Annotated in this window: 10 protein-coding genes; 8 read left to right on the top strand and 2 right to left on the bottom strand. The window is 59.2% G+C overall.

Going from position 1 to position 12,708, the window contains the following annotated elements:
* Positions 1–58: 58 nt before the first annotated feature.
* The 4 genes from AC1DPR_RS17250 to AC1DPR_RS17235 all read left to right on the top strand — a co-directional run bounded on the left by AC1DPR_RS17250 (position 59) and on the right by AC1DPR_RS17235 (position 5,023).
* Complete coding sequence (locus AC1DPR_RS17250; RefSeq protein WP_477816805.1) at positions 59–1,111, top strand: GGDEF domain-containing protein; 1,053 nt, start codon at positions 59–61, stop codon at positions 1,109–1,111.
* Positions 1,112–1,158: 47 nt separating this feature from the next.
* The gene (locus tag AC1DPR_RS17245; protein WP_029792495.1) at positions 1,159–3,042 is read left to right on the top strand and encodes an ABC-F family ATP-binding cassette domain-containing protein; all 1,884 of its coding nucleotides are present in this window, start codon (positions 1,159–1,161) and stop codon (positions 3,040–3,042) included.
* Between the two features lie 128 nt (positions 3,043–3,170).
* Positions 3,171–4,001: a polysaccharide deacetylase family protein gene (locus AC1DPR_RS17240; protein ID WP_018859160.1), complete on the top strand. Its 831-nt coding sequence runs from the start codon at positions 3,171–3,173 to the stop codon at positions 3,999–4,001.
* A gap of 95 nt (positions 4,002–4,096) precedes the next feature.
* Positions 4,097–5,023 (top strand): Gfo/Idh/MocA family protein, encoded by a 927-nt coding sequence (locus AC1DPR_RS17235; protein WP_113470720.1) that lies wholly within the window; start codon positions 4,097–4,099, stop codon positions 5,021–5,023.
* Between the two features lie 49 nt (positions 5,024–5,072).
* On the opposite strand, the gene AC1DPR_RS17230 is transcribed toward AC1DPR_RS17235, so the two are convergent.
* Both AC1DPR_RS17230 and AC1DPR_RS17225 read right to left on the bottom strand, forming a co-directional pair.
* Positions 5,073–5,522, bottom strand: coding sequence for a DNA polymerase III subunit chi (locus AC1DPR_RS17230; RefSeq protein ID WP_113470719.1), 450 nt, complete (start codon positions 5,520–5,522; stop codon positions 5,073–5,075).
* Positions 5,519–7,012 (bottom strand): leucyl aminopeptidase, encoded by a 1,494-nt coding sequence (locus AC1DPR_RS17225; RefSeq protein WP_018857363.1) that lies wholly within the window; start codon positions 7,010–7,012, stop codon positions 5,519–5,521. The genes AC1DPR_RS17230 and AC1DPR_RS17225 overlap by 4 nt, the downstream gene beginning before the upstream one ends.
* Before the next feature lie 226 nt (positions 7,013–7,238).
* Between AC1DPR_RS17225 and AC1DPR_RS17220 the strand changes: the two genes are divergently transcribed.
* From AC1DPR_RS17220 to AC1DPR_RS17205, 4 genes are all read left to right on the top strand, one after another.
* Positions 7,239–7,970 (top strand): phosphatase PAP2 family protein, encoded by a 732-nt coding sequence (locus tag AC1DPR_RS17220; protein ID WP_018857364.1) that lies wholly within the window; start codon positions 7,239–7,241, stop codon positions 7,968–7,970.
* Positions 7,971–8,071: 101 nt separating this feature from the next.
* Positions 8,072–9,250: an LPS export ABC transporter permease LptF gene (gene lptF / locus AC1DPR_RS17215; RefSeq protein ID WP_025659817.1), complete on the top strand. Its 1,179-nt coding sequence runs from the start codon at positions 8,072–8,074 to the stop codon at positions 9,248–9,250.
* Complete coding sequence (lptG, locus tag AC1DPR_RS17210) at positions 9,247–10,335, top strand: LPS export ABC transporter permease LptG (RefSeq protein ID WP_018116849.1); 1,089 nt, start codon at positions 9,247–9,249, stop codon at positions 10,333–10,335. Before lptF ends, lptG begins: the two co-directional genes overlap by 4 nt.
* A complete protein-coding gene (locus AC1DPR_RS17205; protein ID WP_113470718.1) occupies positions 10,335–12,692 on the top strand; it encodes an LPS-assembly protein LptD in 2,358 nt (785 codons plus the stop codon). The genes lptG and AC1DPR_RS17205 overlap by 1 nt, the downstream gene beginning before the upstream one ends.
* Positions 12,693–12,708: the final 16 nt, after the last annotated feature.

Genomic DNA, 12,708 nt, shown 5'->3' with positions numbered 1-12,708 from the left:
GCGGTAGTTGCATAGAGAAGCCAACCGCCGGCGCCACAGTCGGCACGAGGGGAACGTCATGCGAACTGCGCCAAACTCACAGGTACAACGAGAAGCCGCACCGCGCCCGGCCGCCGCCCCCACCGATATTCAGCGGATCGCCCAGCATATGACACGGCTCGCGATTGCCGGCCTGCCGCGCAACTACGAACTCCTGTACGAGGCGATCATCGGCCAGAACGCTGCCCTAGCACAGGACATCGCGGCGCTCGGGCCAAGCCCGCGGCAAGCCTCGCTCGATGAAATCGGCCTGAAGTATCGGCTCGTCAGCCATTGCGGTCTCTCAAGCGAAATCTCGCATGCAGAGACAAGCAGGATGCTGCGCGACGCGGCGGACCGACTTTCGGACAGCTTGCGCCAGAAGCAGGCATTCCTGCGCGCTGCAGAAACAGCATTGCAATCCATTGCAGGAAAACCTGACCAAAGCCTCGGCTCCTTCATGAGCGAGATGGAGTATCTGTCGACCTCCCTCTCAAACGTGCTCGCTTCGGAAAAGGAGATCGGGGCCCGGCTGAAGAGCGACGTCGAACGCCTTGAAGCAATCGAGCTTGGTATCGCTGCTGCTCATTCCGCGTCGGTCACCGACAAGCTCACAGGGATCCCAAACCGCATCGCCCTCAATAAGGCGATCGCCGATCTCTACGACCGGGAGGAAGGTGCTGCCGGCAGCGCCCTCATCATGGTCGACGTCGACGACTTCAAGGCATTCAACAGCCGCTACGGCACACAGATCGGCACGCGCCTCCTGAAGAAGCTCGCGGATCTCTTGCGCAAGTCGATCAAGAAGAACGATCTTGTTGCGCGCACCGATGGTGACGAGTTCGCCTTCCTGTTCGCCAATGTCGGGATGCAGGAAGCTCTGGCGATTGCCGATCGCCTCCGAGCGTCGGTAGAAGATCACATGACATTCGCGGCATCCGACAACGCTGCCCCCTCGGGCCTTACGATTTCGCTCGGCATTGCTCTAAGCGCCGACGCAACGACGGCATCGCAGCTGCAGGCAAATGCACGCGTTGCCCTTCACGCCGCTCAGTCAAATCGACGGCAGCCCGTGCAAGCCTTCGGTCGCTGAGCCGGAGGCTCTTGCGCTGATCGCGGCTTTCGGCCAAAACGCCGGCCATGATCACGATTTCCGATATCTCCGCACGTATTGCCGGCCGCCTGCTTCTCGATCACGCCAGCGTTTCGCTGCCAGCCGGCACGAAGGCCGGTCTTGTCGGTCGGAATGGCGCCGGCAAATCCACACTGTTTCGAGTGATCACCGGCGATGTAGCCGCGGAAAGCGGTTCCGTGTCGATCCCGAAGAATGCACGCATCGGACAGGTCGCTCAGGAAGCACCGGGAACGGAAGACGCGCTGATCGAAATCGTACTGGCAGCCGACAAGGAGCGCTCAGCCTTGCTGGCGGAGGCGGAAAGCGCCACCGATCCGCATCGCATCGCTGAAATCCAGATGCGGCTGGTGGATATCGACGCCCATTCCGCGGAAGCGCGTGCTGCCAGCATCCTCGCTGGCCTCGGGTTCGACCAGGAGGCGCAATCGCGTCCGGCGTCGTCCTTCTCGGGCGGCTGGCGGATGCGTGTTGCCCTCGCCGCGGTGCTGTTTTCCGAGCCCGACCTGCTGCTCCTCGACGAGCCGACCAACTACCTCGACCTCGAAGGCACACTGTGGCTCGAGGATTACGTGCGCCGATATCCGCACACCGTCATCGTCATCAGCCACGACCGCGACCTGCTGAACAACGCCGTCAACTCGATCGTCCATCTCGATCAGAAGAAGCTGACCTTCTATCGCGGCGGATACGACCAGTTTGAACGGCAGAAGGCCGAAGCGGACGAGTTGCAGACGAAGGCGCGAGCCAAGAACGAGGCGGCGCGCAAACACCTGCAGAGCTTCATCGACCGCTTCAAGGCAAAGGCCTCCAAGGCACGCCAGGCGCAGAGCCGCGTCAAGGCGTTGGAGCGCATGGGAACGGTGGCTGCCGTCATCGAAGACCACGTACAGCCGATCACCTTCCCCGAGCCGGAAAAGCAACCTGCCTCCCCGATCGTGGCTATCAGCGGCGGCGCTGTTGGCTACGAGCCCGGCAAACCTATCCTGAAGGGCCTTAATCTGCGGATCGACAATGACGATCGCATCGCGCTGCTCGGCTCCAATGGCAACGGCAAATCCACCTTCGCGAAATTCATTTCCGGTCGCATGTCGGCGGAGGCGGGCGAGGTCAAGCTCGCGCCGAACCTGAAGATCGGCTTTTTCGCGCAGCACCAGCTCGACGATCTAATTCCGGACCAGTCGCCGGTTGATCACGTGCGCCGTTTGATGCTCGACGCGCCGGAAGCGAAGGTGCGGGCCCGAGTCGCTCAGATGGGTCTTGCGACCGAAAAGATGTCCACCGCGGCCAAGGATCTTTCCGGCGGGGAGAAGGCGCGCCTGCTGATGGGGCTCGCGGCTTTCCACGCGCCCAACCTCCTGATCCTCGACGAACCGACCAACCACCTCGACATCGACAGCCGTCGGGCGCTCATCGAGGCGCTGAACGATTACGAGGGCGCGGTCATTCTCATTTCGCACGACCGCCACCTTATCGAGGCAACCGTCGATCGGCTGTGGCTCGTCAACAAGGGCACCGTCACGACCTTCGAAGGCGATATGGACGAGTACCGCGATCTCGTTGTCGCATCGGGCAAGAAGAAGGACGAGAAACCACAGCTTGCTGAAGAACCCGCCTCGAGGGCCGACCAGCGCAAGCTCAATGCCGAGAAGCGCGCTTCGCTGGCGCCGCTCAAGAAAAAGATCAACGAAATCGAATCCTTGACCGGCAAGCTGGAGAAATTGATTCAGGCGCTTGATGCAGAACTTGCGGATCCGCTGCTTTACGAAAAGGCGCCTGCGAAGGCTGCGGAAAAGGCCAAGCAACGTGGCGAGGCTGCAGCAAAGCTCACCGCCGCCGAGGAGCAGTGGCTGGAGCTTTCCTCCGAATACGAAGAAGCGATGGCAGGATAGCCACAGGTATGGCTGGAAGCTTGTCGGGTTGAGCACGATTCGACGCGTTCCGGGGCGATCGAAACCGATCGTTAACCATAATCATCAAGGTTGCCTCAACTTTCATTACTGATTTGTTGAGCCCTTTTATGCATCGCTTTGCCCTCATTTCCGGTGCCATCTTGAGCATGGCCCTGGCCGGCTGCCAATCCACCAGGCATCCTGCGCCTGACACCACAATGACCACCTCCTCCATCGTCGCGCCTGAAGGCAGCCCGGCAACGGGGACCGATGCTGCCCTGCCCCAAATGTCGAGCGACAGCCGCCTGCATCACCTCGCCGGTCGAGCACTCATCGTCGCGTCCATTCATGACCTGCACCTCCAGGACAAGGAGGTCATCCTCAGCTTCGATGACGGTCCGATCCCCGGCCGCACGGACCGTGTCCTCGCGACACTGGACCACTTCGGCGTCAAGGGCGCCTTCATGATGGTCGGCGAAATGGCGGAACGACATCCGGAGCTTGCCCGCAAGATCGCGTCTGAAGGCAACGCGATCGGCAGCCACACCTACCAGCACGAGAACCTGGCGACGCTGACCTTCGACATGGCCATGAAGGAAATCACACGCGGCGAGGCCGCCGTGACCAAGGCGACCGGCGGCGACGTCAACTTCTTTCGCTTTCCATACCTTGCCGATAGCCAGAAGCTTCGTGGCGCCGTGGCAATGCGCGATATGGTGGTGATGGATGTGGACGTCGACAGCAAGGACTACTTCAATACATCGCCAGCCGCCGTCACCAAGCGGACGATGGACCTGCTGCACAAGCGGGGCCGCGGCATCATCCTCATGCACGACATCCACAATCGCACGGCGACAATGCTGCCGACGCTCCTTTCAACCCTTGAGGCCGAGGGGTATAAGGTCGTAACGCTGCAGTTCAAGAAGCCGACGGCACCGGCCGAAATGGCGTCCATCTGACGGGCCTATCGACGCTTGCCCCCCGGTTTCTTTCTGCTAAAACAGGCGCAAAATAAATCATACTTTTGAGCGAAACACCGAACGCGAGCACCAGCATGTCACCTATCAACCTCGCCATCGTTGGCGTCGGCAAGATCGTCCGCGACCAGCACCTCCCCTCGATTGCAAAGAATCCGGACTTCAAGCTCGTTGCAACGGCGAGTCGCCACGGCACCGTCGAAGGCATCCAGAGCTTCACGACGATCGATGCAATGCTCGACGCCGTTCCGGCGATCGATGCCGTTTCGCTCTGCATGCCGCCGCAGTATCGCTACGAGGCAGCGCACAAGGCGCTTTCCGCCGCCAAGCATGTGTTCCTCGAAAAGCCTCCGGGCGCGACTCTAAGCGAAGTGGCCGATCTCGAAAAGCTGGCGGCCAGCAAGGGCGTTTCGCTGTTTGCGAGCTGGCATTCCCGCTACGCAGCAGCTGTCGAAGCCACGAAGTCCTTCCTCGCGTCGACGACGATCAAGAGCGTTCATGTCATCTGGAAGGAAGACGTTCGCCACTGGCATCCGAACCAGGACTGGATCTGGCAAGCCGGCGGCCTTGGCGTCTTCGACCCGGGCATCAACGCCCTTTCGATCGTTACCCACATCCTCCCAAAGGCGATCTTCCTGACAGGCGCAACGCTCGAATTCCCGGAAAATCGCGATGCGCCGATCGCCGCGGATCTGCACTTCCAGAACGCTGACGGCGTGCCGGTTCATGCCGAATTCGACTGGCGTCAGACCGGCAAGCAGAGCTGGGACATCCTCGCGGAAACCGAAGCCGGCCATGTGGACCTTGCGGAAGGCGGCTCCAAGCTGTCGATCAATGGCGAGCTGAAGTTTTCGGCGCCCGAGGAAGAGTACCCCGCGCTTTACCGGCGCTTTGCGGAAATTGTCAAAGCCGGCAAATCCGACGTCGATCTGGCGCCGCTTCGCCACGTTGCCGATGCCTTCATGCTCGGCAGGCGCAAGTTCGTCGACGCCTTCCACGATTGATTTCAAATGAAAAAGCCCGCTTGAAGCGGACCGCTTGAAGCGGGCTTTTTCATGCTTTTTTTTCCCAGCGCCCTTCCGGGGTCTGTTGCCAATAGGTGAGGTTATGTCCCTCGCCTTTCAGCTTCTTCCATTGCGCGCGAGCCCCTTCGAGCTGCGCCTGGTCGTAACCATCGAACATGAAGACGATGCGGCTATAAGGCTCGACCAGCGGCGGCTCAGCGCCATCGACGATAAATCGTACCGTCGCCGCGTTGGAATTCCCTTCGGAAACCGTAAGGAGAACCGGCTGATCTGCCGCCAGGTCCCCCTCATCCGTGCCATGCGGCAGGAAGCTATCTTCGCGAAATGTCCAGAGATGCTGATCGAGCAGGTCGCGTCGCGCAGCGTCTTTCAACTGCACCGCGACCCGCCAGCCGCGCTCGACGCTTTTCTCGAGCAACGGCGGGAGGGCATCCTCCAGCTTGGATTCCGTCAGATGGTAAAACAGAACTTCCGTCATGACTCGTAGTTGGCACGCACCAGCTCATCGAGCAGGCGTACGCCGTAACCGGAACCCCAGGACTGATTGATCTCATCCTGCGGCGAGCCCATTGCCGTTCCTGCGATGTCGAGGTGTGCCCAAGGCGTTTCCTGCACGAATCGCTTCAGGAAATGAGCGGCGGTGATCGATCCCGCATGACGGCCGCCGGAGTTCTTCATGTCGGCGAACTTGCTGTCGATCAGCTTGTCGTACTCCTTGCCGAGCGGCATGCGCCACAGCTTTTCGCTGCTTGTCAGGCCGGCAGCGGTCAGCTGCGCGCAGAGCTCATCGTCATTCGAGAACAGACCGGCGTGAACATTGCCGAGCGCAACAAGGATAGCGCCGGTCAATGTTGCCAGATTGATCATGAATTTCGGCTTGAAGCGATCGTTGCAATACCACAACGCGTCACACAGAACGAGCCGGCCTTCAGCATCGGTATTGATGATCTCGATCGTCTGGCCCGACATCGAGGTAACGATGTCGCCGGGACGCTGCGCGTTTCCGTCGGGCATATTTTCGACCAGACCGATGATGCCGACCGCGTTCACGGCTGCCTTGCGGGCAGCGAGGACGTGCATCAAGCCGGTGACAGCGGCAGCACCGCCCATGTCACCCTTCATTTCTTCCATGCCGGCAGCGGGCTTGATCGAAATGCCGCCGGTATCAAAGACCACGCCCTTGCCGATGAAGGCGATCGGGCTCTCGCCGCTCTTGCCGCCCTTCCACTGCATGACCGCCAGACGCGGGGGCCGGACCGAGCCTTGTGCCACGCCCAGCAGGGCGCCCATGCCAAGCTTTTGCATTTCCTTCTCGGTGAGGATTTCCACCTCGACCCCAAGTTTCTGCAACTCGCTTGCCTTGGCGGCAAACTCCACCGGACCCAGAACATTCGGCGGCTCGTTCACAAGATCGCGGGCCAGGTTAACGCCCGCCGCAACGGCTTCCGAGAGCTTGAAGGCTTCTGCCGCCTCTGTCGCTTTGGCGGTAACGATCTTGATCGGCACCTGCCCGTTCCGGCCATTGCCGTCCTCGTCCTTCTTCTTGGTCTTGTAGGTATCGAAGCTATAGGCGCGCAAAAGCATTCCAAGCGCAAAATCCGCCGCTTCCTTCGCTCCGACGCCGGCACCCGGCGCATCGACGAAGATTGCGACCTTTTCGGCCTTCTTGATCTTGGATGCGGCGACGCCGCCAGCCTTCAGCCAATCGTGAGCGGTCAGCTCTTCAGGTTTGCCGAGTCCTACGACGATAAGCCGCTCAGCCGCGGACCTCTCGGGCGCAACGAGATCCAGCACAGTCGTCGCCTTGGCGGAGAAGCCGGCGATCTTTGCGGCTCTCGCGATGACGCCAGCGGGATCCGCAAGCTTGCCCCCGGCGGCAAGATCCGCTCCGCTTGCCTGCAGGAGGACCGCGTAGCCACCGGCGATCTCGGTGGAGCTTGCAAATGAGATATCGAACTTGGCTGACATGTCTTCTCCAGTGGGATTGTCCTAAATCCGCTCTATCCGATCATTTCGGGTTTCACCCCCAAAAACAAGTCTTCGGGATGAGGCCGTGGCGGCCTGACTAACCGCCAACCCGTTAAAGGGATGTCATCTTCGGCGCATATTCCTCCCGCGGAATTGAGTCCACAGGAATTCCGAATTGCTTTCCCTTTTGATGCCTGCAGGGACCAGGACGTCTTGGCGCATACCAATGCCCGACAGCGATCCCGCACGTGTGTTTATAGGTCTTTTCTGTCTGTGGTGGCTGCTGCTTCTGCTGTTCAATGGCTTTCCGCAGATCGATGTCTACGCATCAGCGCATTTCTTTGTGCGCGAGGCATGCAGCACTCCAGCCACATTCGGAAAAAACTGCGGCTACTTTCCCTACCGGCACGAGGCTTATCTCGGGTTCCTGAGAACGCTGTTCTTCCGGCTTCCCTACCTCATCGCCATCGTCCTCTTGTGGAAACTTTTGGAGTGCTACGGGCACTGCGGATCCACTTTCAACCTCGCGCGCGCCCGCTCCTTCAAGATTGCGCTCACGTCGCTGATGATCGGCCCCGTGATCCTCGCCAATCTCATTCTCAAGACATACTGGGGTAGACCGCGACCGTCCCAAACGCTGGATTTTGGTGGCCACCTCGACTTCGTGCAGGCGGGCTCCATGATCGGAAAATGCGTATCGAACTGCTCTTTCATTTCCGGCGAAGCGGCAGGCGCCGGCTGGGTTTTCTGTCTGATTTTCCTGATACCACAGCCGGCGCGCTTCGCGCTTGCCCTCCCCCTCACAGCGATCGCCTTTCTGACACCTGCCATGCGTCTTGCATTTGGCGCGCACTACCTTTCAGACGTCATCCTGGGTTGGCTTTCGTCCGTTGTTGTCTTTGCAGGTCTTCTTGCGCTTACCGATTCGCCACAGGGCAAAAAAAAATCTGAAATTTGAATGAATTTTCGACTCCAGCTTGTCGCAAAAGAGACCCAAACAGCGTAGATGGATTTCGCTGCGTAGCGGCATTGGTTCGCAAATGGCGTTCAAGGGCATTAATGAAACTGCTTGAAACATACATACTCCGGCGCGTTGGCCAGATGTTTCTCGTTGCCCTGTTGCCGGTGCTCGCGATCATTTGGACGACTCAGGTCCTGCAGCGCGTCAATCTCGTAACCGACAGCGGCCAGTCGATGGGATCGTTCGCCAAGCTGGCAACGCTGATTCTACCGTCGATCATTCCGATCGTGCTGCCGTTCGCACTTGTCATCGGTGTGACGCAGACCCTGACGACAATGAACAACGATTCGGAGCTGACCGTCATCGACGCGGCTGGCGCCAAGCGCAGCATTATCCTGCGCCCGATCCTCATCCTCGCCGCCGTCATTAGCATCTTTTCGTTTCTGGTGGACAACGTCGTCGAGCCGAAGGCCAAGACGGGGGTTCGCCAGATGGTGGCCGCTGCCTATGCGGATCTGCTCTCGACCGTGATTGAAGAGAAGAACTTCCGCCGCATCGACACCGGCCTCTACGTACAGATATCCGAGAGATTGGCCGGACGCGTGCTCAAGGGCTTGTTCGTCGTCGATGAGCGCGACCCCGCATTCGAGCTTATCTACTACGCACGTGAAGGCGCCGTTGACGAGAAGGGCACGTCACTCATCATGCATGATGGCGAGGTTCACCGCAAAACGCAAACCGGTGAAGTCTCCGTCATTCGTTTCGATTCCTACTCCTTCGACCTGTCCGATCTGACCCAAAACCGCGGTCAGGCGACTCTTCGCGCATCCGACCGCGAGCTTGCGTTCCTCTTCAATCCGGATCCGAACGACAAGGATTACATCGCCAGACCCGGTAGTTATCGTGCCGAATTGCACCGCCGCATGACGGATTGGGTTCTTCCGATGGTGTTTGCGCTGATTTCGCTCGCGATCGCCGGTGATGCTCGCTCCCACCGCGAAGCACGGTTGCACCCCATGGTCGCGGCGCTCATCTTCGCGTTCGGTATTCGTTGGGCGTCGTTCTACGCCGCCAACCAGATCGACACGGATCCAGAGTATATCGGCGTGCTCTATGCGATTCCCGTGGTCGCCAGCCTTTTGGCAATCGCATCTCTGTCGCACCACAAGCGCCTGTCGGTCGTGTCCGCGATGAGCGACCGAATCTCCGCCTCTTGGCAGAGACTGTCGCGACGCTTTGGTCGGTCGGCAGATCCCTCCGCCGGAGGCAGCGCATGATTCTCGGGACACTCGGCCGTTACTTCTTCCGTCGATACCTGCTGACCACAATGTGGTTCTTTCTCGGCGTGATTGGCATCGTCTACCTCGTTGATTTCAGCGAGACCGCTGGCCGACTCTCCGGTCTTCCCGGCTACACCGTGACCGGCGGGCTCGCGATGACGGCGGTGCGTCTGCCGCTCATCTTGCAGCAGACCGTGCCCTTCATTGCCCTCTTTGTGGGCATGACCGTTCTAATCGGGCTCAACCGAAAATACGAACTGGTCGTGACGCGTGCTGCCGGCATCTCGGTTTGGCAGTTCATGTCTCCCTTCCTCGCAGGCGCTTTTTTGCTCGGCGTCCTGGTCATGACCGTCCTCAACCCGCTGGCAGCCTGGGGGCAACGTCAGGCTGCCGTCATCGAGAGCAACTGGCGTGGAGAAGTCTCAGGGTCGAACGCCGCGCCGCAAGTTCCGTGGATTCGCCAGATCAGCGGCGGGGACGACGTGATCATCGGAGCGAATACGATTCTCGAAAACGGCACGCTGCTTATGAACGCCGTGTTCGTGCATTTCGATTCGTCCGATCACATCATCCTGAGACAGGACGCCGCGTCGGCAAAATTGGAAGATGGTTACTGGCTTCTTAAGAACGTTGTCGAGCGTCGTCCGGGCGAAGTCGCCACACGGCTCGATGAGGTGCGCGTAAGCACCAATTTGAAACAGGATTTCATCCAGCAGAGGCTGACAGCCCCTGAAACTATTGGCTTTTTTGATCTCTCGAGCCGAATTGACGCGGCGAGATCCTTCGGGATTCCGACCAAGGCGCTTGAGACCCAATTTCATTCGTTGTTGTCCCAACCACTGTTGCTTGTCGCAATGACTCTCATTGCTGCAACAGTGTCCCTAAAATTTAGCCGGTTCAACCAGTCGAGGTCGGTGATTCTGGGTGGAATCCTGTCGGGCTTCGTGCTTTATGTGGTCACCGTGCTTGTAAAAGCATTCGGAAGCAGTGGGGTTGTCCCGCCTTTCGTGGCAACGTGGATTCCGGTCATTGTTGCCTTGGCTTTGGGTGCAACAATTCTGCTTCATCAGGAGGATGGCTAGTGGCGGCAGGCGACCGCAAGACTCTTAGTAAACAGTTGGTTGCCCTGCTCCTAGGCGCGGCCCTGTCTACCTATTCGAATGGCTTTCCTGCTGCTTTCGCCCAGGATGCCCTGCAAGGCTTGAGGCCGAACGTGTCCGCCGACCAGAAGCTGATTCTGTCGGCAAACGAACTCGTCTACAACAAGGACGCGCAGATCGTTTCGGCCATCGGCGGTGTACAGATTAACTACGCCGGCTACAGATTGGTGGCGCAACGCGTCGAGTACAATCAGCAGACCCGCCGCCTGATGGCGCTCGGCAACGTGGAGTTGATCGCCCCCGACGGCAACCGCATGTACGGTGACAAGATTGACATCACCGACGATTTTGCCAACGGGTTCGTAAACGCGCTCCGAATTGAGACCCCCGACAATACGCGCCTGGTTGCCGAAACCGGCCAGCGTGTTGGGGGCACGCAAATGATCCTGAACAGGGGCGTCTATACCGCCTGTTTGCCTTGCGCTGAAAGACCGGAACGACCTCCCTTCTGGCAGGTAAAGGCTGAACGCGTCATTCAGGACGGCGTCAAGCATACGATTCGCCTTGAAAAGGCGCGCTTCGAGCTCCTTGGCCACCCGCTCGCCTACGTTCCGTGGATCGAGGTCCCCGACAATACCGTGAAGCGGAAGTCCGGCTTCCTTTTCCCGACCTTTAGCGCATCGCAGAATCTCGGCTTCGGCCTTTCTGTCCCGTACTATTACGTCATTTCGCCGAGCAGCGACGTCACGGTGACCGGCACGGGTTACACCACCCAGGGTTTCCTGGCGGACGCGGAATTCCGCCAGAGATTCGAGAACGGCACGCACACCTTGCGCGTGGCCGGTATCGACCAGCTCAGCCCGGGGACCTTTACGCCCGGCACTAGCGATGCCGAAAATGACTTCCGCGGTGTCGTAGCGTCGAAGGGGGCCTTCCAAATCAACCCGCGATGGGCGTTTGGTTGGGACGTGATGGTTCAGAGTGACAACAACTTCGCTCGCACCTATAACCTGAAGGGTCTGGACGAAAGTACACATACCAACCAAGTTTACCTGACGGGTCTCGGCAAGCGGAATTATTTCGATCTGCGCTCGTTCTATTTCGACGTTCAGAACGCCGATCCGAATGATATCGCCGAGAAGCAGCAGGCAATCGTTTACCCGGTGATGGACTATCACTTCGTGGCGCCGCAGCCGCTCGCCGGAGGTGAACTATCTGCCGATGTCAACTTCACGAACCTGTCGCGCACGCACGACGACTTTTATAGCGTCGCAGGCTTTGATCGGTTCCGCGGCCTTGAGGGCCAGACATCTCGCCTGACGGGCGAACTGGAATGGAAGCGGACCTTTGTCACGCCTCAGGGCTTCTTGATCACTCCGCTGCTTGCAGCCCGCGGCGATGCCTTGGCGTTGAACATGACGCCGCCGCCGACCTCCGGCACCTTTGTCTATGACGGCAATTACGACGACGGTAATGCAGCGACGCGTTCGATGTTTACCGCAGGGTTGGAAATGCGCTACCCGATCCTCGGTACGACCGCGAACAGCACACACCTGTTCGAACCGATTGTTCAGCTTTATGCACGGCCCGACGAACGGCTTGCCGGCTCTCTTCCGAACGAAGATGCGCAGAGCTTCGTGTTCGATGCGACCAATCTTTTCGAGCGTGATAAGTTCTCCGGCTACGACCGTATCGAAGGTGGCACGCGCGCCAATGTCGGCTTCCAGTACACCGGTACGTTTGACAACGGCTACAAGCTGCACGGTATCTTCGGCCAATCCTACCAGCTCGGCGGCCAAAACTCCTTTGACACGGCTGATCTGGTAAACGTCGGCGCCGACTCCGGCCTCGAAACGGACGTCTCCGACTTCGTCGGACTCGGCGGGATCGAAACGCCACAGGGCGTTGCCCTTGCAGCTTCCTATCGGATTGACGACAAGGACCTGGATTTCCGTCGTGGCGATTTGACGGCCGGTTACCAGACCGACAATTTCCAAGGTCAGATGATCTACACGCATGTCTCGGCGCAGCCGGAATACGGCTTCGCCGAGGACAATGATGAGATCCAGGCCAAGGCTGCTGTTAAGTTCAAGGATTATTGGACGGTATTTGGCGGCGTCGCTTGGGACCTTCAGGACAACACTGTTGTCAGGAAGACAATCGGCCTTACCTATGAAGACGAATGCACCATCTTCACGATCGCATATATCGACAAGCGCGATACCACCGCGGAAACCGCGAGCGACTGGAGTATCGGGGCGAGGTTGACCTTCCGGACGCTGGGCGACATCAATCTCGGCACGCCCATAGATGCCAGCCCAACCATCTACCAGAATTAACTGTCAGTTCTGTAAT

It is taken from the genome of Rhizobium sp. 01T417, assembly GCF_056398905.1.
The sequence above is the reverse complement of the archived record's forward strand: the minus strand, read 5'-3'. Positions and strand labels throughout refer to the sequence as shown.